Source organism: Bradyrhizobium sp. 186, from assembly GCF_023101685.1.
GTDB lineage: Bacteria > Pseudomonadota > Alphaproteobacteria > Rhizobiales > Xanthobacteraceae > Bradyrhizobium.
On record NZ_CP082165.1, the window covers coordinates 24225 to 46286 of the forward strand.

The window sequence follows — 22062 nt, forward strand, 5'->3', positions numbered from 1 at the left end:
TGAGCGGGAAGTTCTTTGCTCAGTTACCAGAGTGATCGAGCGACTGCGATCGATCTCTAAGTGTCTGTCCGGGAACATCTTGAATCATCGGAATCATTTGTGATTCAAGGGTGGCGGTCCGATTCGAAGGGGCGCCCATGTGGACGAAGGAGAACCGCGGTCGTTACGACCGAAGCCGGCTACGCTATCCAAGCGATTTGACTGATGAGGAATGGGCGTTGGTGGAGCCGCTGATTGCGCCAGCCAAGCGAGGCGGCAACAAGCGCACGGTCGATGTGCGCGAGGTGATCAATGGCCTGATGTATGTGCTGAGCACCGGTTGCCAATGGCGAGCGATCCCGAAGGACCTGCCGCCACGCAGCACGGTGCACGACTATTTTGACTTGTGGGCTTGGAACGGCACGCTCGATCGCATCCATCACGCGCTCTATGTACAATGTCGAGAATTGGCTAACCGAGAACCCAGCCCGAGCGCCGCCATCATCGACAGTCAAAGCGTCAAGAGCGCGGAAAAAGGGGGGCGTGGATCGACCCGCATGGCTACGATGCGGGCAAGAAGATCAAGGGCAAGAAGCGCCACATCCTAGTCGATACTCAAGGCTTGCTGCTCCACGCCCTCGTGCATTCGGCGGACATCCAGGATCGTGACGGTGGGGTGCTGGTGATGGCCACGCTGTTTGGCCTGCATCCATTCCTGCTGAAGCTCTATGCTGACGGCGGCTATCAGGGGCCGATCTTTCAGTCCGCCGTTCGCAAAATCCTCCGGCAAATCGACGTCGAGATCGTCAAGCGCTCCGATACAGCAAAGAGTTTTGCGATCTTGCCCAAGCGATGGATCGTCGAACGCACCATCGCCTGGCTCAACCGCTGCCGCCGTTTGGCCAAGGATTGGGAGTGCCTCAACCGAAAGGCATTGGCGTTCTTGCGCCTCGCCTCAATCCGCCTCATGCTGCGAAAGCTCTGCCAAAAAACAGCATGATCCCGGACAGACTCTAACATTACAGTTGCCGTTTTGCTTTGAGATGCGCGCGCTGAGCGGCAGCCTGGTGAGCTCTGCGCCAGAATGACCATGCGATGACATGCGCGGGTTGGATCCGCTTTCGAGCAAGCCTGATGGCGATGCGGCGGATTTCCTGGATTGACCAACGGATCAGCGGCGGCGTGGGTGTGCTTTGGCTTTTGCCGGGGGGCGGCGTTTGGTTTTTTTGGGCGGTGGCGGATTGGCGCGATGGCGGATCGCCGCCATCATGGCGAAGGCGAGCATCACCAGGGACACGTGGCGATGCCAGCCATGCCAGGACCTGCTCTCGTTGTGATCGAGCCCGAACTCGTTTTTCGCGGTTTCAAAGCTGTCCTCGATCGCCCATCGATGGCCTTCGACCGCGACCAGCGTTTCAATTGATGTTCCCGCTGGGCACCAGGTGGTGAAGAAGGCGAGATCGCCATCGGCGATATGGCGACGGATCAGCAGACCGCGCGTCCATAAACCATCATTTGCGCTGTTGAACTGCTCGACCTCGAGATCGGCCAGTTCGAGATAACACCAGTCATGCAGCCTCGGTCCTTTGGTTCCGGCTCCCGCCGACAAGCGCTTCCAGTCGGACGGGCGCCGCGTCCGGGCGATGTCTTCGGCCTTGCCGGCGACCGGCTGTCGCTTGCCCCAGGATCGGAAGACATGAGAGCTGCTGACCCCGAGCACATAGCCTTTGCCTGCCCGCCGTAGCTGCTGTTCGATATCGCCAACACCGTAGACCGTGTCACCGGCAACCCACTTGAATGGTACAGACGCGGCTATCGCACGTGCGATCATTCTCGTCGCAAGCTTTGGTTTGGTCGCAAAGCCGACATCGGCAGGCACATATGCGGCTTCCAGACGATCTGGATCGTCAGTCCATTCCTTCGGAAGATACAACGCGCGATCGATGAACGCATGACCATGACGCGAAACGTAGGTAGCGAAGACGCCGATCTGGCAGTTCGTAATCTTCCCTGCCGAACCAGTGTATTGCCGTGCCACTCCGCATGAGGCCTTACCCTGCTTGAGAAAGCCGGTCTCGTCGATCACCAGCACCGCATCGTCATCCGCCAAGTGCTCGATGACATAGTCCCGGACGATGTCGCGCAGGGCATCAGCGTCCCAATCTCCACGACCCAGGATCGCCTGCTGACGCCATGGGCCAGGATCGCCAGCCGCCTCCGCGCGCATCCAGCCGGTCTTGCGCTGCTCATCTCCGAGCAGACCTTCCAGGAACAAGCCTGCATTCGTCGCCACACGCTCTTGCGTGAACAACGGACGTATCCGTTGCTTGATCTCTCGAAGCGACGCCGCCCACAACGCAAGCGTCTCCTCAACCGACGCGGCCCGCGTCCACGACATTCGAATCATGGTTGCCCATGGATTCAGAAGCCCGCAAACAAAGCAACTGTAATGCTAAGGTCGCAAGATCACATCCGCAGCGGATATAGGGTAGGAAGCCGATCTAATCGCATCGTCCGTTCGCCCGCGCTGAAGCAACTCCTGAACCGAAGGTTTAATTGCATCCGCTTCAAAAGGCGCCAAGCTGTAAGCGATCGCATTGAGGTCGACCGATGACCAGCCCGACTGATGACGAAGTGCGCGCCGCTGTCTCCGCCGCCATTGAGCAGTGGAAGAGTTCGCGCCAGCTTCCTCACCTGTCGCCGAACGATTGTGAGACGTTGAACAAGTTGATCATCACCGGGCTTCAAACCGTGCTGTTCCAGCGTGCGAAGACCTTCGACAAGCGCTAAACGGTACAGCTCGATCAAACCCTGCGGAATTCGACGACGCGGTCTTTTATCGAAGCATGCGCACGAAAGCCCGCAACCATCCAAGCCCTCGCTTGAGTGTGCCCGGCCTTCATGGAGCTTTCGTTGCTCCACCACGCTGTGAACTTGTGAGCCGATGCTGGGAGCTTACGTCCCAAAATGTCTTCGATCTCGACGAACGTGAGCCGAACGCTATGCGCGGCCTCGGTCAATAATCGTTGATGCAGCGGAGTGTAGATCGATTTTCGGGCGGTCATCGTCTGGCTGGGGCGGGCGATATTTCGCACCATCGTAGAGCGGTAAGCGCCGCGCTGCACCAGTTTATTAGCCGGTCGCCATCATCCGCGGCGGCGAGCCGGCAGCGATTAACTGACCGGTCTTATGCGGGTTCCTGCGAGAAGCCTGTGTTGAATGACCTTTCGGTCATGCGGCCGTGTAAAGACCGATAGCTCCCGCTCATAGTAGCTACCGGCGTCATGCCGCTCTGCGAAGCGGAAGCGTGAGCTGTAGGTCGAACCGTCTAGTCGCGTTCGCCTCGAGGAAAGCGTGCAGCGCAGAAGAGATATCAACATCGCTGTCGGCGGCGCGCTGGGCGACCGCATCGGCGACGTCCGACGTGGCGTCCCGCGACCACCCTTCGATCGCGTTGAACACAACGATCCGCACCGGATAGGCATATTCGCCGGAGAGGAGATGGCGCAGGATCGTTTCAAGATCGGTGTCTTGTTCGTCAGTCTCGCGCCACGCGCAGCCCGCCCGGGCACCGAAATCTTCGAGCACAAGAAAGATTTCGCGGTCTAGCCGATCCAGCGGCACAATCGAAGGTGTTTGACGCATACGCAACTCCACGAGCACTGGGACGAAAACTGCGATGGGGGCTTAGTCGTTCCGCCAGCCTTGCTAGTGGAACGCTCATCCGTCCTTGCGAGTTGCAGGTCGGTAGGAGATGCCGTGCGCCGACCGGTTCAAGAGCAAGGCTGAGGAATGTCGCCGTCAAGCAGCCCTTTCCTAGTACTCGGAATCAGAGCTGAGTGATACGGCGGCCTTTGAAACGGCGTTGACGGACCTTTTTCTTGGTCCAGACGAAGGGCTCGGCTTTGTCGTTGTAGGCGTTGACGTAGGCATCGATGTGTTCCTGAAGCTGGCTGAGGCTTGTGAAGGAGGTGCCGCTAAGTGACTGCCCCTGCAAGATCGAGAACCAGACCTCGACCTGATTGAGCCAGGACGCGCTTGTCGGCGTGAAGTGAAATTGCACGTTGGGGTGGGCCTTGAGCCAGGGCTCGTTCTTCTTGTGGGTGTTGAGGTTGTCGAGGATGACGTGAAGCTTTCGGCCCGGAAAGGCCGCGGCGACACTGTTCATGAAGTCGAGAAACTCGACGCGGCGACGGCGTTTTGAATGCGTCGCGATGATCTTTCCGGTGGCGACTTCAAGCGCCGCAAACAGCGTTGTCGTGCCATGCCGCTTGTAATCGTGGCTCTGCCGGTCAAGGCGCGGCCATTGGGCAACTTCAGGTAACCCTGCGCTCGCTCCAAGGCCTGGATCGAGGGCTTCTCGTCCACGCATAGCACAATGGCCTTCGCGGGCGGGGCGACGTAGAGGCCGACAACATCGGCGGCTTTGGCCGTAAAGTTCGGGTCGTTGCTCTCGCACCAAGACTTGCGAGCCGCGAGGTCAATCTTGTGGCTGCGCAGGAACCGCCAAACATATTGGACGTCAACATCGCCGAGCGCCTCGGCCAGCAGAGGGCCGGTCCAGCGCGCAAACCCTTGCGGGGCCGGCTTATCCAGCAGCTTCAGAATCCGCTTGTCGGTGACCTTCGTATAGATCGGCTGCTTGCCGGGCCGCGGCTTGTCTTGCAGCCCTTCAAGGCCATGATCGGCATAGCGGTGCCGCCAAAGGCTGACAATCCGCGGCTGGACTCCGACTTCTTTGGCGATCGAGCGGGTGCTGCGCCCATCCGCCGCCAACAGAACGATCCGCGCTCGCTTCAAATCGCGCTGCAACGTCACCGGCGAACGACAACACGCCTCAAGCACCTTGCGATCTTTCCGCGAAAGGTGGACTTCTCTTGCTTCGGGGATCATCCATATCTTGAATCACGACTCACGATCCAAGAAAAGTGGGTACTAGGTCGAGAGATAAGGGCGACGATCTCCCCTCTGACCGGGCATGTCTCCGTGAAAATCGGATTGCTTATCGATCTGCTGATCGAGTGCTCGGCTCGGAGGAAGAGCGTTTGCAGTTGACCGGCAGACTGTGGCGGGCGGGACTGTTACACCTGAACTTGAGTGGAGCGAACGAGGATGGCGACGGATCAGCAACCAATGCAGCCAGCGAACCCGCCGAGCACGTTGCCCTGGAACGCATTTCGCCACACGTCGTTCACAGTAGTTTGGCTGGCCACCGTAGTCTCGAATGTCGGTACATGGATGTACAATGCGGCGTCCGGTTGGCTGATGACGAGCCTGGATGCCGATCCGTTGAGCGTATCTCTTGTCCAAGTGGCAACAAGCCTTCCCATGTTTCTCTTTGCGCTTCCGGCGGGCGCGCTAGCGGACATCGTCGACAAGCGTCGCTTTCTGATCGTCACGGAAATCGTGGTCACGTTGGTTGCAGCGGCGAGCGCTGTGCTCGTCTTGCTCGGCCTCATCAATCCGCCAGTCTTGCTCTTGTTTACCTTCCTCCTCGGCGCGGGCGCAGCTTTTACCGCGCCAGCGTGGCAATCGGTGGTGCCCAGCCTTGTGCCGAGGCAGGATTTGGCTGCGGCGGTGGCGAGCAACGGCGTTGGCGTCAACATCAGCCGGGCGATCGGACCTGCGCTGGGCGGTGTGATCATCGGAGGATTAGGAATTGCCGCGCCGTTCTGGTTGAACGCGCTGAGCAATTTCGGCGTTATCGGAGCCCTGTGGTGGTGGCGGCCGTCAACTTCCGGCGGGCATGCACTTCCTGCGGAACGTCTGACAAGCGCCTTGGTCGTCGGACTTCGCCATGCCCGGTACAATCCGCATCTGCGGGCAACGCTGATAAGAGCTGCTAGCTTCTTCTTCTTTGCGAGCGCCTATTGGGCGCTGCTTCCGCTTGTCGCGCGCAACCAGATCGCCGGGGGGCCGGCGCTTTACGGCATATTGCTTGGCGCGATCGGAGCGGGCGCGGTCGGTGGAGCGTTCGGCCTGCCCTGGATGAAAGCGACCTTCGGGCCCGACCGGCTCGTTGCACTCGGCACCGTTGGCACAGCCATCAGCCTGATCCTGTTCGGCTTCGCTCGTGACTCCGTGGTTGCGCTGGTTGCGTGCATCATCGCGGGTGTTTCCTGGATCGCAGTTCTGGCGACCCTCAACGTCTCGGCGCAGATTTCGCTGCCGGATTGGGTACGTGGCCGCGGACTTGGCATGTTCGTAACGGTCTTTTTTGGCGCCATGACCGCGGGCAGCGGGATTTGGGGACAAGTTGCCTCGATGCTCGGCCTGCCGGCCGCTCACTTCATCGCGGCCGCCGGTGCCTTGATTGGAATTGTGTTGAGCTGGTCGTGGAAGCTGCAAAGCGGCGCTGAAATTGACCTCACGCCCTCCATGCATTGGCCTGTCCCGGTTCTGATGATCAACGCCGAGCCAGATCGCGGACCCGTGCTGATAACCGTTGAATATCACATCAATCCTGAACGACGCGGGGCTTTTTTGACGGCGGTCCAGGAGCTTGGCCAGCAGCGGCGACGGGATGGCGCGTACGCCTGGGATATCTTTGAAGACGCCGCCCAGAAGGGACGCTTCCTGGAAACATTCTTTGTCGCATCTTGGCTTGAGCATTTGCGGCAGCACCAGCGTGTTACGAATGCGGATCGCGTCGTCCAAGACGTCGTTCGCCAATACGATGCCAAGGCCGAGCCGAAGGTATCCCATTTCGTTGCTGCGGCTTCCGGTTCTGGGGCCTGATGGATGAGGTAGCCTAGCCAGCCACAACAAAAGCGGTCGTGGGTCTTCATGTTGTCGTAGATGCCGCGGGTGCAGGTGCCTTTGAACAGGGCGAACGCCCGGTCGTGGGCGTCGAACACCATCTCCTGCGTCTCTCGCGGATACGCCCGGGCAAACAGCATACGGCTGTGGCAGAGCCGAACGTGAGCGACCTTCACGACCACTGTGGTGCCGCTCAACAGCACCACCTCGTGGCTCCAGTCGAACTGGTAGGCTTCGCCTGGGGCAAAACTCAGCGGGACATAGGCGGCCGCGGTCGATTGCCCGCGTTCCTTGCTCCAGCGCCTGGCGTAACGCCGCACCGCATCGTAACCGCCCTCGTAGCCCCGCCCGCGCAGCTCCTCGAAGATCCTGATCAGCGTCAGCTGTTTCCGAGCGGATTTAGCCACGTTCGCCGCAAGCAGCCCGTCAAGTTCTACTGCCCATCGTCCGAGCTTTGGCTGCGGCTGCACTTGCCGCTCATACTCGAAGGACGTCTCTCCCGACCTCAGAACCTTCCGGACCGTGTTCCGTGACACCTTCAGGTCACGTGCGATCTCCTTGATCGTCTTGCCCTTGATGAAGTGCTCGCGCCGAATCCGCGCAATCGTCTCCACGACCAGCATCCTCCACCACCTGCTTTGTTACGAAGCAGGCAGCGCAACAGACCAACCTGTAGGGGGTCAATTGTGGACGCCGATCCCCCGGCTTAGGGGGTCAATATTGCAGGCCGAATGACACCCTCTCAAGCTGAAGGCGCAACTTGAGCTCCTTTATTCGCGCGCGCGAGGCGTTCAATCGTGCGCTGAGCTGTAGTGCCTCTTTGATGTCGACGAATTCGCCTGTCTTGCTCTGCCGGAATGCGTGCCGCCCCCTCGACGCCGCTCTCGTTGCGCATAATCAGACGGTCTGTTTGGCGCTGCCCGGTGAACAACGCGAGATAGAAGCTGTCGCCGATGGAGGGCCGCGAACCGTAATTTTCTTTGGCAATTTGCCAGCGCGGCGCGCCGCCTCGATTTCCGACTTTCGTTTGTCGGAGAAGTCCGACGCCTCCTGAAGATTGAACCATCGACCGACCGGGCGGCCATTTTCATCGTTTGGCGGATGGCGCAAGTCGCCATCGACAAAGCCGAGAGCCCGGGCGTAAGCGCCATGCGATGAGCGTGGACGGCCGTCACGCCACTTCACGTAGGGAAACTTCGGATCGGCCATAAACAGCCTCGGTGCCAAGTGCGATGTGGCACCCATTGGAATCTAGCCCGACAGAATGTCAAGCGCCGTGATGCCCATATGCCGTTCGCAGCCGCTCGCGATGTTCTTCATCGCTTGCTGCCGGCGGTGGCGTGAATGTGTCATTAGTGATCGTCTTCGGGCGCATTGGATGATGCCGAGTCAGCCAGGCATCGAAGCCGGTACGTTCCCATTTGAGCGGCCCGCGTTCGCTGATTGGCGCTGGCAAGCCGTCGCGCTCGTGTCGGATTTGGCGCGTGCGATAGAACGTATCTAGCGAGACGCCTATCGCCGTCGCAACCTCGGTCGAGAAGTAGGGCGGCACCATGATCTGTGGACTATTCGGCGGGCGCAAATGCTTAAGTCCGCGATGCCTCGTCACTCTTCACTTCTTTGACCGAAGTCGATGAAACATGAGAGCAGAGAAAAACGAACGCGAAAAACGCCTCTCATCCGGCGTAGGGAATTTGGCTTCTTTAGAGTGCAAATGGGATGCAAGCGGTGCTATTACTTCGCGTATTCATTCGCCGCGTTAGGGGATTCACGGGATCGAGTCGTAACTGGTGCGGTGATCCCAACTTGCGCTTGATGGGGCTGGGGATTTCACTAGGCGGCCAGCGAGCCGATCCTGGAACCAGACCGTTATGAGCGGCAGAATATTGGTCAGCTCCGTTGATCGTCCTACGTTTTTGTTCGAGTCCAATTGCTTTCGTTCCGTTTCGTTCACGCCGTTTCTGGTGCGAAACTGGTGCGGTGCTCCGAAACTGGCCTGAGGGCCATAAGCCGGTGATCTGCAGCTTTTGGTGGCGCAAAACGGACCTTCGGACGGACACGCAAGTTGCAGAAGGGTCAAGAGCGGACCAAATCGGCCATGATTGCTTTCACGATTGGTCTTTTGCGGTGATCTCTGCACGGGTCCGGAGCCCGATCTGATCCGCCGATCCAGGCATGGGCGGGACAACTGCGCGCGCTTAATGAGCGTTTAACGATTTTGCGCAACAGATAGATCACCAGCGCGGAATTAGTCCTAGTTACGAGTGCGAGCCGAGCTCCCGAGGAGGGGAATCGGATGGGACTGCTTTTTGTTGGAGTGCTGGCAGGAGTCCTGATCGGCTTTGGCTGGTTCGCGCCTTCCCGAGGGTATTTCCTTGGGTGTGCGTCACGACCCTGTTTCGACAGGGTTGCAGTCGCCCGACCCGCGCAGCCAATGCCGCCGGCATTGGCGCCAGATCCTGCGGTCGTCAAATCGAATTCTGCAACGCCGGCAAGGCCTGGCAGGAAATCATCTCCGAAGAAACGCGGATCGGCCGACCTCGCCAAAGCGGCGTCCCCGCGGACGAGGATCAGCGTCCCGGCATCCGAACGGCCCGCGGAAATATCAGATCCTTCCCTGGACAAGGCGAAGGTCGCGATCGAGACGAAGATGGAGGATTCAGAATCGGCCGAATTCAGCGACATGAAGCGCGCAATGCGAAAGAACATGCTTGGACGCCGCGTGGATACGATTTGCGGGCGTGTGAAAGGAAGAAGCGCGTCAGGCGGCGAGACTGGAGAGAGGCCGTTTCTGTATCTCGTGAAGGAGGATGAAGCATATGTCGTCGATGGCAAGTCGGGGTCGGCGGCGTCAACCGCGTATCGAAATATCTGCAATTAACGGAATGCGTCGACTGCGCCACGGCGTAGCACGTGCCCAAATGATTTGAGCGGAAAGAATTTCCACCCAGGCGCCAGGCGATCCCGCAGTGGATGCCATCTAACGCCGGCGCTGCGCCGCTCTCGTGATGATGCATTCAGGATGAATGCAGCAGCGGGGGAGACGCAATACGGAATGGGAATATCGTGGAAATTCTTTTCATCTCGAGGAAATCATGCACGACATAACCAACACCTCAAAACGGCTCAATGAATCGCTTCACTTGCCGGTTCTGGTGATCATCGAGCCGCTCCTGTTGCCTCGCACATGCATTCTGAACGTCCTCAGGCGGGAATTGGACGAATTTGAGATCCTTGACATGGCAACGGCCCAAAGCCTGGACTGCACGTCAGCCCGCGATGTTCGTCTGGTGGTGCTGAGTATCGCGGACCAGCCGATCGGCGATCCCTCGGTTGAGAACGATCTCGCCTTCGTTGCGGAGTGTTGTCCCAACGCCGCCGTTGCAGTCCTGTCAAACCATGACGACGAGCCGACCGTGCAGGCCGCGATGCAGCGGGGTGTGCGCGGCTTTCTTTCCACCTCGCTACCGATCGAGATCGCCATAGCTGGCCTGCGCCTTGTTCTTGTCGGCGGCGTCTACAGGCCGTTGCCCGTGGCCGGGATGAACAGGATACCAGATTTCGAGCCGCCGGATGCGCGCGGGCTTGCGCCCGCATATCTGATGAACGAGGGAGCCAGAGTGGCTATCGACAGGAGCGTGACCGATCTCACGCCTCGTGAGCAACAGGTTCTGGCGGAATTGGAGCTCGGCCTGCCCAACAAGCTGATCGCCGCCAAATTGATCCTCTCGGAAAGCACAGTCAAAATGCACATCCAGCATATCATGAGGAAATGTGCTGCGCACAATCGCACAGAAGCCGTCCTCCGCTGGCGCGGCCGGTTGCCCGCGCGGACTCGCGATCACGACCCCGGCGCAGCTCTAATGCCGGAGACCTAAAGCATGATCCGGAAAAGTGCGCAGCGGTTTTCCGAAAAGATCATGCTCAAACAACAACCTAAAGCGCGATGACGATTCATCCCAATCTCGTCGCGCTTTAGTCCTCTCTGAATGCACCGCGGAAGCTGTCGAGCAGGGGCCTGAGCGCGTAGAGAGCCACGGTACCGCGCCCTGTCGTGATGAACACTTGAACCGGCATCCCGGGGACGATCTGGATGTCGTTTGCGACGATCTGCGCGTCGTCGATCCGGATTTTGGTCGCGTAGTATGGCTGGTCGGTACGCTTGTCGAAGAGCCGGTCTGCGGATACGTGCACGACGGTTCCCTTCAGGCGAGGCACGCGACGCTGATTGTACGGTACGAGGTGAACCTCGGCATTGAGGCCGGGATGAACCACATCGATGTCCTCGGGCCTCAGGCGCGCGGTCACGATGAGGCGGTCTTGCCGGGGCACCAGGTCCATGAGCGGAGCACCCGCTCCGATGACGCCACCGGCTGTATGAATCCGCAGATCGGTTATCACGCCGTCCTCGGGCGCCTTGACCTCCGTTCGCGATAGCTGATCCCTGGCCGCAAGCAACCGCTCGCGGAGCTGGAATATCTGGTTCTGTGCTACACGAAGCGATTGTGCGATCTCGTTCTGCCTCTCGCTCTCGAGCTTGAATAATGTGGCCTGCTGTTCGCTGATGACCTGCCCGGCGCGGGAAATCTGCGCGGCGATCTCGCCGCGGCGGCCCTCAACGTCGGCCAGCTCCCGCTGCAGGTTCAGAAGCCGCGGCCGCCGTTCGAGTCCCTTGTTGACGAGGGTCGCGACCATATCCAGTTCTTCTCGGACGATGTCGATCCGCTGCCCGGTGGCGTTTTCCTGAGCCTTGAGACCTTCGATCTCCTTCTCGACTTGACGCCTTCGTTCGCGAATGACCGCAAGCTGCGACTCGTGAACCTGCAGGCGTGCCTGAAAAATGAACTGCTGCGCCGACACCGCAGCGGCGGCCACCCCGTTCTGCTTGCTGTCCTGTTCCAGCGCGTCCGGGATTGCGATCCTCTCAAATCTCTGCTGCTCGGCCTGAAGCCGTGTGGCACGAGCAACTGCATCCCACAATTGGCCTTGAAGGCTTTGCATCTCCGAGCCGGCCCGGGTGTCGTCCAGCGCGATCAGCGTTTGGCCGCTTCGCACGATATCGCCATCCGAAACCAGGATCTTCCTGACGATACCGCCTTCCAGATGCTGAATCGTCTTGCGGCTCGATTCCGATTCCACGACGCCGGACGCGATCGCGGCGCTCTCGAGAGGCGCGAGGCTCGCCCATGTACCAAGCCCCAGCATGAAGCAGAGCACCAGCAGATTGCCTGCGACGGTGATACCGCGAAGCCTTCCGCGCGGAGAGGTCGGCGTGGGCGTCGAGCACCATGGAAATTCCAGAGGCTCGAAATCGTCGATTGCGGTCACCACGACGCCAGATCGCGGGGCGGGCGGGGGGCTCGCCGGCGCTCGCATGAGCTGGTCCCAGATCATGGGAAGTCTCGAGACGGCGGGAAGTTTCCAGATGGTGAGAGAATTCCAGATCATGGCGCAATCTGCGAAGTAACCTGGGGTCGGCTCAGGTGCCGTTCAAAGATGTCCTCGCTGTCGCCGAACGCGGCGACCGCACCGTCTTCCATGATGGCAATCTTGTCCGTGGCGGCGAGGAGACCCATCCGGTGAGTGACGACGACAAGGATGACGCCTGCGAGCTTCATGCGCTCGATGGCATCCAGGAGCATTCGCTCGCCCCGGTAGTCGAGGCTGGCGTTGGGTTCGTCGAGAACGATGAGGCGCGGACTGCCGAAAAAGGCGCGGGCAAGACCGAGGCGCTGCCGATACCCGCGTGAGAAGGTTGTTTCACTGTGAACCACCGTGTCGTAACCCCGCGGCAGGCGCATGATCGCCCCATGGATTCCGACGAGCTTGGCCGCTTCGACGACCTTCTGCCGGTCGGCATCTTCAAGGCGTGCGATGATGTCGTTGATTGTGTCGCCGAGCAGGTTGATGTCCTGGGGGAGATATCCGAGGCGGTCGCCGTTTCGGCCCTCGCGAAGCAGCGAGACGTCGGTATTGTCGAGGAGGACACGGCCATGCGTTGGCATCGACAGCCCGGCGATCACCTGGCCGAGCATGGACTTGCCTGACCCGGACGGACCGATAATGCCAAGGCATTCTCCGGGCATGAGGCTGAACGAGACGTCGTTCAGCAGAAGATGGCTGGTCCCCGCAAGCCTCACGCCAACATTGTCGACGACGAGGCCACTTGGCGCCTGCAGCGGAGAAACCTCCGCGCTCTGCTGCCGGGCGACGGGGAATGCGGCGAGAAGTGCGCCGAGCCGCTGACAGGCGCTCACGGCCGTCACGAGTGATTTCCAGCCTGCGACCGCACTTTCGACCGGCGCGAGCGCCCGGCTGAACATCAGCGTAGAAGCAAAGATGATTGCCGGACTCTTCCCGTGATCGAGGACGAGCCATGCGGCAGCCCCCATGATCAAGACCTGCGACAGCGCGCGAACCGGCTTGGTGGCCAGTGAGACGATCTCGCCTCGCCGGAGTGCCACATCGTGCTCTCTGCGCGCGTGCTGCGCGTCACGGTGGATCATGCGCGCAGCGCTATCGAACATTCCCATGGCGCGGATCATGTGGATGTTGCCCGCGGCAGTCTGGAGGCGGCCGCAGCTTCTGGACAGCGCGGCGCCGGATCTGAGCAGAACGTCTTCCGTGACCAGCTCTCCGGCAACCGTGAGCGCGAAAAGGAAGGCGACGCAGCAGGCGCCCACCACGCCAAGCAGGGGATGGATCAGAAAGAGGACAAGGAGGAATAAGGGCGCCCAGAGCGCGTCGAACAGCATCGGACATGCGCCGGACTCGACGAACTGGCGCAGCACGGTGAGATCCCGATATGCGCCCGACGCTTGCGTCCAATCGCTGCGAAGCGCCGATTCGAGGCTGGCCGAAAGCACGCAAGGGCGAAGGCGATCGTCGAGCCAGGCGCCAAGGCGTCCAAGGACGGCGCGCCGCAATGCATCGAACACGCCGCCGACGACCACCGTGATCGCGACAATGAGCGTGAGCAGGAGCAACGTGTCGCCGCTCCGGCTCGACAACACCCGGTCATAGATCTGAAGAAGATAGATGGAGGGCGCAAACAGAAGCAGGTTGTAGCTGCAGCTATACGCGAATACGAGACCGAGCGGTCCCGTGCAGGACCGGAGGGCTGCGTGCAGTGGCGTCCGGATCTGCGGCAGGATAGGCAACCGAATGGGCGGCATCAGCATGATCGTCACCGCCTGAAATCGAGGTCCGGCGCACTTGACCGATGGCCAACGTCATCTGCCAACGGTATCGGCGGGATATTGGCTCGAACTTCCGGACCGGTGGCAGTGGCCACCGGTCCTGCCAGTCGGACGAGCCGGTGGTCAGAACGTATCGAGATGGAAGCTCACTTCTCCGCCCAGCGCGGCGTTGCCGTCTCCGCCATTGCCGCCGATGCCGGCCACGACCTCCTGGTGCTGGTCCACCGAGACCTTGTTGATCTGGGTCGCATCCGTATTGGCGTATACCTTGGAGGTATCGTGACCGCTGTAGGATTTCTGGCTTCCGTTCGACTCGGCGTCTCCGCCATGGGCCTTCGAGAACAACGAGGCCTTCGCGTTGGCGCCGCCGGCATCCCAATCCGCCGTCTGCTTGACGTGATCGCCGGTGTTCACGTGCACGTCGGCACCTTCCGCCTTGTTGGTTGGATCGAAGTTGAGCGTCGGCTTGCTGATGATGGCGCCCTTGAAGGTGCCGTCGCCGCCATTTCCGACGTTTTGACCACCGGTGTTGATCGATTTGAACTCGATCGAGTCCGAGATGTTGATCGCTTTGGGCAACATTTGAGCCTCCCTGTTTCTGTTGGCTTTCGTGCATCATCCATCCCGATCAGGCGGACGCGCGCGACAAGTCTGATCCGCCCACGCGCGATGGCGATAGATGTCAATTCGGACACCATCCGGTTTGGTCGACCTACGTACGAAAGTATGACATTCGTCGCGCAACATCGGAGCTCGAAACATCCGGGAGGGCCCGCAGGGCGAGCTTGCATGCGCAGAGTGTCGACGCAGCTCGCGATCGGGCTTGTGCGAGCGGCGCGATGTTTCGCTAACCCATCAGGTGAAGATCCGACAGAAGATGGGAAAGATCGCCACCCAGCGCGAGATTGCCGTTGCCGCCGTCCCCGCCAACACCGGCGATCTGGACCGCACTCTGGTCGATGTGCACGTTGTTGACCTGATCGGCTACGGCCGTCGAATGGGGACCTGCGATTGCGATATTGATGGGTGCATATATCGCGACGCTGACATCGATCAGGCTGCCGGCAAAATATCCGTTGCCACCATTGCCTGCGCCGTTCGAACCGGTCGCGATCGCGTCGGAGCCGCCCCACAAGCCATGGGAAAGAAGGCTTGCATGGCCGCCCGCCGCGGCGTTGCCGTTGCCGCCGTGCCCGCCAATCCCGGCGATCTGAATGATGGATTGATCCACGTAGGCGTCATTTGTCTGGACCGAATGAGCGTTGGAGCCATAGCCCGCGACTGCGATGTTGATCGGGTCGTAAAGTACAAAGGAGGTATGGACGAGTCCCCCGTAGAACGCGCCGTCACCGCCATTGCCGGCCTGGCTTCCGCCCGTTTGAACGTCCCAGACGCTCCCTCCATTGCTTGATCCCCAGTTGGGGTCCAGCGTGATGATGCTGCCGCCGGCGGCCACGTTGCCATTTCCGCCGCTTCCGCCGACGCCGGCGATCTGAGTGGCCGATTGATCGATGTCGACCGTGTTCGATTGACTTGCATGCGCAGTGCCGCCTAAGCCCGCCACCGCAATATTGATCGGATGATAGATCACCACGGGAGCGTCCACTATCGCACCCGAGAAATAGCCGCTGCCGCCGTTTCCGGCGCCGTTGTCGCCGCTCGCGATCACGCCGGAGCCCGAGGACGTACTGACGCTCCCTCCCGATGCAATGTTGGCATTGCCGCCATGGCCGCCGACGCCGGCCATCTGAAAGGCGGATTGATCGACATTCAAATTGTTGGACTGGTTGGCCAGGGCGACCGAGCCGTATCCCAAGCTCACCGAGATGTTGATCGGTTCATAGATCAACACGGACGCGTGGATGATCCCTCCATAAAAGTAGCCATCCCCACCGTTCCCGGCCGTGTTCACCCCACTCTCGACCGAAGCAATGCCCATCCCGGGATGTGATGCACCGGAAGCGGGCGTGGTGGACGAAACATCCAGGCCCGCCGCAGCGTGGCTGCCCGTGTCGACCCCCGATGTGGGATGTTCGGATTGAACCGGGTCGGAGTCATTATGCTGGGTACTCGCGCTCGCGGGGTGCGCTTCAAGATCTGCAAATTGACCTGCAAACAGGCCGGGACGATGGACCAGGGCGCCACCGCCGACCGCGTCAGCCACGAACGGGGCACTCGGCGCAGGGCCCGGTTCGCCCTCGCCATCGTACCCATCGTGGTGATGAGAGGCGTGATGCAGCCGGATTCCATCCGACATCCGCGAAAAATCCATCGTAGCCTCCCTCATCGCAATCGCTCCGCGCGATCGGACGGGTTCTGCACTCCGGACAGAATGTCATCCTGGGAAGGTCGAAAGCCCAGTCGTCAGTTCGGATATAGCGCTTCGTCTGGCGGCCGTAACATCGGCTACATCCGTTCGGCTACAGTTACAGCCTTTGCAACTCTGCGTGGGCCGATGCTTGAAAGTGCGACCTTGAGGGGATGGCGAAAATGGACAATCGAGCTGATGGCCAGGCCTGCGGTCAAAATGAATCCACCGCGTTGCCGGATTTAAGTCGCATTGCGACCTAGGGGGCAATATTGCAGGCCGAATGTCACACTTATGCCTAGGGCCAAGCACGGGTATCGCTGAGCCTGTGCTCAGGACGAGCAAGTCGCGCTTGTCGTTGCGATAGACATCAAACATCTTTCGCCCCCGCTTGATCACACTGAAATAAAATATCGGCCTCGCGGTCAATCCGTGCGTTCAGTATGCTGCTACCCTTGGGCAACCGCATTTGCGTGCTGTTCGTCCACCAGTTCCTAGCGCCACCCAAGGCCCGCGGTCCTCGACCGGGGGCCTTTTGCATTTGGAAAAAGCGCGGCCAGGCCGACCGAAGCGGAGGATTACAATTCAAGTACTGGACGCGCGAACTTCGTCACTCGGGATCGCCTGCACTTGGTGGATAAAGTCAGCAACGCCGCCGCCGCCCGGGGTGGGCACCGGTGCGGTGCAGAATCCAGCTTCGTCGGATCGACACCGTTGCGGCGTCTCCAGCTGTTCGCGGCGAGCACGAAACATTCACTTGGCGCAAAGCCGCTCGCGTCCCAGTTCAGCGAAACATAGGTCACCAACCTGGGGTCAGACGATTCAGGACCACATCGAGATTCCTAAGAAAGACGCTGCCTCGAACAGTGAGAAGTGATCAAATGCGTATTCGTTTGCTCACTATCTGTTCTTCGGGTGTAGCTCTGGCACCGGGCGCCCAGGTACCCATCTCAATGCAAACTGCTGGCCGGCAGCGATCTCGTTGCTGGAGAGCTTTGATGCGACCGCATCCCGGAACCTGAGATAGACGTCCCGTTGTCGCCCGCCTGTGCGGGCCGCTGCCAGGTTGAGCCATTTGTACGCAAGCACGAGATTGTTGGGCACGCCGTGGCCCTTGTCATACATTAGGCCGAGCATGGCTTGTGCGAACGGGTCTCCCTGCAAGGCCCCGCGACCGTAGAGATCAGCGGCGGCGTCATAGGCCTGCGGAACGCCGAAGCCATGCTCATACATGAAGCCAAGCAGGCCGAGCGCTTTCGCGTTGCCGCGTTCGGCTGGCGGCGAGAGCTCCCGAAGTGCGCGGGCATAGTCGCCGCGATGGAAGGCGGCGGATCCACGCGAGACACTATCGGCACGCGCGACGCACGTCGTCGGCGTCAAAAGTGCAATAGCAAGCAACGCCCAGAGGAGCGTCCGCGGCGCAAGCGCGCGAATCGCTGCCCGGCCCGGCTCAGTGGAAACTGGTGGTGATCGGCGCATTGGTCGATGTGGTGGCGATGCTGCCGCGCAATCTCGATCGAAGTTCCTCGGCAACAACTTGGGCATCGGAACCGTTGCGGATGATCTGGGGTCGAATGAAGATGATCAGCTCGGTGCGCTGGGTCGCGTTGCTCTGATGTCCGAAGGCGTCACCAAGGCCGGGAATCTGGTCGAGCACGGGCAGCGCGTTGCGGTTGCCGCTCTGCTGCTCGCTGATGAGGCCCGCCAGCAGCACGGTCTGGCCATTGGCCACCGCGATTTGGCTCTTCACCCGGCGTTCCGATACCGTCGGCGTCAGGCTGTTCGCGCTGGTTTGAGGCACGTTGCTGATCTCCTGCTCGACGTCGAGCCGCACGGTGCCGTTCACGCTGACGCGTGGCGAGACCCGCAGGATGATGCCTGTGTTGCGATAGTCGATGGTGTTGACCACCGTGTTACTCGTTGTCAGCACCGTCGCACTGCCAGTCGACACCGGCACGACGTCGCCGACCTGCAGCGTCGCCACCTGGTTGTTGATCACCACCAGCGAGGGATTGGAGAGCACCTTGACGCTAGTGACGGCATGCAGCGCATCCAGGATCAGGCTCGGCTGCGTCTCGGACCCGATCAGGAAATTGAAGCCCGGGAAGGCCCGGTTGATGAAGGCATTGGTGACCGAGCCCGCCAGCGAGACGGCGCCGGTGGTCGCGTCCGTGACAGTCGAGGGCGCCGTGGTGGCCTGGGTGCCAAGGATCGAGCCGGTGTTCGGCTTCAGGCCAAGGTTTTGGCTGGTGAGATAGGTCTGCACACCATAGGACAGGGAGTTGTTGAGCGTGACCTCCGCGATCGTCGCGTCGATGGCAACCTGGAGCTGCGGCTCGTCGATCTGCAGCAGCGTCGACTCGATGATGCGGTAGTTGGCCTGGTCGGCATAGATCAGGAGATTGTTGTTCACGACATCGGGCGTGATCCGCACGTCCTGCATGACGGGCTGGCCATTGCCGCCGCCTGAGCTGGAGCCGCGTCCGCTATCGAGCGCGGCATTGTTGCCCTGGCCTGGATTGGGACTATTCGCTTGCCCTCCAGCGCCAATGCCCTGGCCCGTCGCGCCTGTCCCTGACGTGCCGCGGGATGCGAAGCCGCCCATGCTCGAATTCGAGTTGCCGTTGTTGAGCGACAGTCGGTCGGCGACGCTTGAGGTCGATGAGGTGCCGGAGCCGGGCGCGAGCTGGCTGTCGACGCTGTCGAGCAAATTGCCGGACGAACCGCCGAGGAACATGTCGGTCAGAACCCGCGCCATCTGGCGCGCATCGCCGTATTTGACGCGGTAGACATGGACCGTGGTTCGCGCGGTGTCATTGCGGTCTAGGCGCTTGATCCAGGTCGCGGCCGTGTGCAGCATGTCCGGCTTCTTGGTCACCACCAGCACCGCGTTCAGGCGTGCGATCGGCATGAATTTGATGACGTTCTGGCTGAGGCCGTTCTCGCCGGAATCGACGATCTTCTCCAGCTCGGCAATGACGGGTGCCGGCGAGCCGCTCGAGATCGGGAAGATGCCGACGGATTGACCGCGCATCCAGTCGACGTCGAAGCTGAGCACGGTGTCGACAGCGGTGCGGCGCTCGGCCCCGGTGCCCTGGATCAGAAGCAGATTTCGCGTCGTGTCGGCGCGGATCGCGCCCGCCCGGGTGGCGAAGCTGTCGGTCAGCTTCAGCAGGGTCTGTGCCGACACATATTGCAGGGGGACCACCGAGATGCCGAATCCGGGCTCGGGATTGGCTGCCGCGGCATCGACGCGGCCACCGCCGACGGCGTCGCCGAGCGGCGTCAGGCGATAGCCCGCCGTGTCATGCAACAGCACGACGCCGCTCAGGCGGAGTGCGTTTTCAAGCACGAAGACCATGTCGGATTTCGGCACCGGGCGGACCGACACCAGGCTGACCGTGCCCTGCACCCGTGGGTCGATGGTGTATCCGAAATGCAGGATGTCGCCGAGCACGACCTTGGCGACGGTCGCCACTGGCGTGCTCTCGAAATTCAGATCGAAGCCATTGCCGTTCGGCGTCAGCTGCAGCCGCGCGTCCGCGACCGCGGCCGCTTCGCTTCCGTCATACATCGCCGGGCGGACGCTGCCGCCCTGGCTGCCGGTCGTCGGCGCCAGCGCGCTCACCGATTGGGGCTGGCGCGGCAGCAGATCCAGCGAGCGCACTTTGTCGGTGACGTCGAGCTGAGACCCGTCCACGCTCTCGCTGACCGTCGCGGAATTGCAGGACGCCAGCAACCCCAGCGACGTCAAGACGAAAACGGCTGCCAGGCCGCCACGGATCGTCGGGCAGCGGCCCACTGTGCCTACGCGTTGCATGAAGGCCCTTCGCTCTGACTGATATTTCGATTGCTGCGACGATCTGTCCTGCCCCGGGGGGTTCTTAGCGAGCGTTCATGACAGAAATAAATTGCTTACATGATTGTCGTTCGCGACCTGCCTATCGCGTCGCACCCAAATTTGTGCAGCCGGTGCGTTGCGCGTCCGCGATGCCACCTCAAAATTTCTTGAGCGAGGCGAACGATGTGACTTCGCACAGCTGTCACACTTCGGGTCGATAACTGGCGACTTGACGGGAGCCGAACGGCGCCAGCGCCTCGGCGCGAGCTGATCCAGGATAGCGTGGCGGGATAAAGAATGGCGAACGATCTGTCCGTTCGGTTCGTGGATTATCTCCGTCAGAACAATCACCTTGCGCCGATCGATGGGCCAGCCGACCGCACCAGGCAGGGCGCCGACAACAGGCAGTTGAAGCTGTGGGAGGTCACCAGTCTCTCGCCCGCCGAATTCGCCGACGAAGCCGCGCGCTTCTTCGGGCTAGGGCGCCTGGCGCTCCAGGAGATGATGGCGGCCGAACCGCTGGTCGGGTCGTTCTCGCAGCGTTTTTTGCGCGAGACCATGGTCTATCCGTGCAGAGCCTCCGATGGAAGCGCGACGCTCGCGGTGGTTGATCCGACCGATCGGGCGACGCAGCGGGCGGCGCAGATCGTGCTCGGCGCCGGCATAACGGTCAAAGTAGCGTCGTCGGAAGACGTCGCCATCGCGCTGAACAACAGCTCCAGTGCCGAGGAGACCGAGGCCACTGAACTGGCGGCGGCCCTGCCTCGCGAAGACGACATCGAGAGCCTGCGCGACCTCGCCAGCGGCGCGCCGGTGGTGCGCGCGGTCAACGATCTGATCGAGAAGGCCGTCGAGCTTCGCGCCAGCGACATCCACATCGAGCCGTTTGCCGCCGGTCTCATGGTCCGGCTGCGGATCGATGGCCTGTTGCGACCGGTTGCGGCGCTGTCGGGCGTGCTGCCGCAGGCGGTAGTCTCCCGCATCAAGATCATCGCCAACCTCAACATCGCCGAGCGCCGCCTGCCGCAGGACGGCGCGGCGCGGCTGCGGGCCGGCCGTACCGACATCGATATCCGCGTCGCGATCATGCCGACGCAACATGGCGAAGCCGCCGTCATCCGTATCCTGCCCAAGGATCGCGGCCTGCTGATGGTGGAAAAACTCGGATTTTCGCAGCCTGACGAAGCCAAGCTGCGGCGGCTCCTGAAGCTACCGCATGGTATGGTCGTTATCACGGGACCGACCGGCAGCGGCAAGACCACGACGCTGGCGACGATCCTGTCGATCCTCAACGAGCCGAGCCGCAAGATTCTCACGATCGAGGACCCGGTCGAATACGAGCTCCCCGGCGTCAACCAGTCCCAGATTAAGCCGGCGATCGGCCTGACCTTCGCCACCGCCCTGCGGTCCTTCGTCCGGCAGGACCCTGACGTCATCATGGTCGGCGAAGTCAGAGATTCCGAGACCGCGCACGTCGCGGTGCATGCAGCGCTGACCGGACATCTGGTGCTGACGACGCTGCACACCGAGACGGCGGCTGCCGCGGTGCCACGCCTGCTCGACCTCGGGGTCGAGGGCTATTTGCTCCGCTCGGTGTTGCGCGGCGTGATCGCGCAGCGTCTGGTCCGGCAATTGTGCGAGCGCTGCAAGACGGCACGGCCGCTTGCAACGGCTGATTTCACCGAGGATCCTCGGCTCGCCGCACTCGGGTTTCGGGCTGGCGAAATCATTCAGGAGCCATGCGGCTGCGAGCGCTGCGCCGGAACCGGCTATCGCGGTCGCCTCGGCGTGTTCGAGCTGCTCGAGCTGTCGAATGAACTGCGTGAACTGATCGGGGAGCGAACCGACGGACTGAAGATCGATACGATGGCGATCCGGGCGGGCATGACCACGATGCTCGACGACGGGGTCGCGAAATGCCGTGCCGGATTGACCTCGCCCGCCGAGATCCTCCGCGTTGCGACGGTGCGGTGACG

15 protein-coding genes and 3 pseudogenes are annotated in these 22062 nt (G+C 61.3%); 5 read left to right on the plus strand and 13 right to left on the minus strand.

Features of this window, described 5'->3' with window-relative positions; translation table 11 throughout:
• Positions 1 to 137: 137 nt before the first annotated feature.
• Positions 138 to 979: pseudogene (locus tag IVB18_RS49895) on the plus strand (IS5 family transposase).
• A 171-nt stretch (positions 980 to 1150) separates the two neighbouring features.
• Here IVB18_RS49895 and IVB18_RS49900 read toward each other — a convergent pair.
• Positions 1151 to 2386, minus strand: coding sequence for an IS701 family transposase (locus IVB18_RS49900; protein ID WP_247983558.1), 1236 nt, complete (start codon positions 2384 to 2386; stop codon positions 1151 to 1153).
• A gap of 203 nt (positions 2387 to 2589) precedes the next feature.
• On the opposite strand from IVB18_RS49900, the gene IVB18_RS49905 reads away from it, so the two are divergent.
• Positions 2590 to 2769 (plus strand): hypothetical protein, encoded by a 180-nt coding sequence (locus tag IVB18_RS49905; protein WP_247992135.1) that lies wholly within the window; start codon positions 2590 to 2592, stop codon positions 2767 to 2769.
• Between the two features lie 492 nt (positions 2770 to 3261).
• Here the strand turns inward: IVB18_RS49905 and IVB18_RS49910 are convergent, their stop codons facing one another.
• Both IVB18_RS49910 and IVB18_RS49915 read right to left on the minus strand, forming a co-directional pair.
• A complete protein-coding gene (locus tag IVB18_RS49910) occupies positions 3262 to 3624 on the minus strand; it encodes a hypothetical protein (RefSeq protein ID WP_247992259.1) in 363 nt (120 codons plus the stop codon).
• A 184-nt stretch (positions 3625 to 3808) separates the two neighbouring features.
• Positions 3809 to 4872, minus strand: a pseudogene (locus IVB18_RS49915) (IS630 family transposase).
• 219 nt (positions 4873 to 5091) lie between these two features.
• On the opposite strand from IVB18_RS49915, the gene IVB18_RS49920 reads away from it, so the two are divergent.
• Positions 5092 to 6717 carry an MFS transporter gene (locus IVB18_RS49920; protein ID WP_247992136.1) on the plus strand — a complete coding sequence of 542 codons (1626 nt, stop codon included), beginning with the start codon at positions 5092 to 5094 and terminating at the stop codon, positions 6715 to 6717.
• Positions 6718 to 6758: 41 nt separating this feature from the next.
• Here the strand turns inward: IVB18_RS49920 and istA are convergent.
• The 4 genes and pseudogenes from istA to IVB18_RS49940 form a co-directional block, all read right to left on the minus strand.
• Positions 6759 to 7361, minus strand: a pseudogene (gene istA, locus IVB18_RS49925) (IS21 family transposase); the annotation flags it as partial.
• Positions 7362 to 7635: 274 nt separating this feature from the next.
• The gene (locus tag IVB18_RS49930; protein WP_247992137.1) at positions 7636 to 7947 is read right to left on the minus strand and encodes a hypothetical protein; all 312 of its coding nucleotides are present in this window, start codon (positions 7945 to 7947) and stop codon (positions 7636 to 7638) included.
• 58 nt (positions 7948 to 8005) lie between these two features.
• A complete protein-coding gene (locus IVB18_RS49935) occupies positions 8006 to 8293 on the minus strand; it encodes a hypothetical protein (protein WP_247992138.1) in 288 nt (95 codons plus the stop codon).
• Between the two features lie 521 nt (positions 8294 to 8814).
• Positions 8815 to 9447: a hypothetical protein gene (locus tag IVB18_RS49940; RefSeq protein ID WP_247992139.1), complete on the minus strand. Its 633-nt coding sequence runs from the start codon at positions 9445 to 9447 to the stop codon at positions 8815 to 8817.
• Positions 9448 to 9833: 386 nt separating this feature from the next.
• On the opposite strand from IVB18_RS49940, the gene IVB18_RS49945 reads away from it, so the two are divergent.
• Complete coding sequence (locus tag IVB18_RS49945) at positions 9834 to 10616, plus strand: response regulator transcription factor (RefSeq protein WP_247992140.1); 783 nt, start codon at positions 9834 to 9836, stop codon at positions 10614 to 10616.
• 97 nt (positions 10617 to 10713) lie between these two features.
• Here IVB18_RS49945 and IVB18_RS49950 read toward each other — a convergent pair whose 3' ends face one another.
• The 6 genes from IVB18_RS49950 to gspD form a co-directional block, all read right to left on the minus strand.
• Positions 10714 to 12132 carry an HlyD family type I secretion periplasmic adaptor subunit gene (locus IVB18_RS49950; protein WP_247992141.1) on the minus strand — a complete coding sequence of 473 codons (1419 nt, stop codon included), beginning with the start codon at positions 12130 to 12132 and terminating at the stop codon, positions 10714 to 10716.
• 50 nt (positions 12133 to 12182) lie between these two features.
• Positions 12183 to 13919, minus strand: coding sequence for an ATP-binding cassette domain-containing protein (locus IVB18_RS49955; protein WP_247992142.1), 1737 nt, complete (start codon positions 13917 to 13919; stop codon positions 12183 to 12185).
• Positions 13920 to 14060: 141 nt separating this feature from the next.
• Entirely contained in the window at positions 14061 to 14519 is a 459-nt protein-coding gene (locus IVB18_RS49960) for a hypothetical protein (protein ID WP_247992143.1), read from the minus strand.
• Between the two features lie 265 nt (positions 14520 to 14784).
• Complete coding sequence (locus IVB18_RS49965) at positions 14785 to 16209, minus strand: hypothetical protein (RefSeq protein ID WP_247992144.1); 1425 nt, start codon at positions 16207 to 16209, stop codon at positions 14785 to 14787.
• A gap of 936 nt (positions 16210 to 17145) precedes the next feature.
• Positions 17146 to 17625, minus strand: a complete 480-nt coding sequence (locus IVB18_RS49970) for a tetratricopeptide repeat protein (RefSeq protein WP_247992145.1) — start codon at positions 17623 to 17625, stop codon at positions 17146 to 17148.
• 70 nt (positions 17626 to 17695) lie between these two features.
• Positions 17696 to 20065, minus strand: coding sequence for a type II secretion system secretin GspD (gene gspD, locus IVB18_RS49975; protein ID WP_247992146.1), 2370 nt, complete (start codon positions 20063 to 20065; stop codon positions 17696 to 17698).
• A 318-nt stretch (positions 20066 to 20383) separates the two neighbouring features.
• Here gspD and IVB18_RS49980 point away from each other — a divergent pair, with 318 nt between their 5' ends.
• Positions 20384 to 22060, plus strand: coding sequence for a GspE/PulE family protein (locus IVB18_RS49980; protein ID WP_247992147.1), 1677 nt, complete (start codon positions 20384 to 20386; stop codon positions 22058 to 22060).
• The last annotated feature ends 2 nt before the right edge of the window (positions 22061 to 22062 follow it).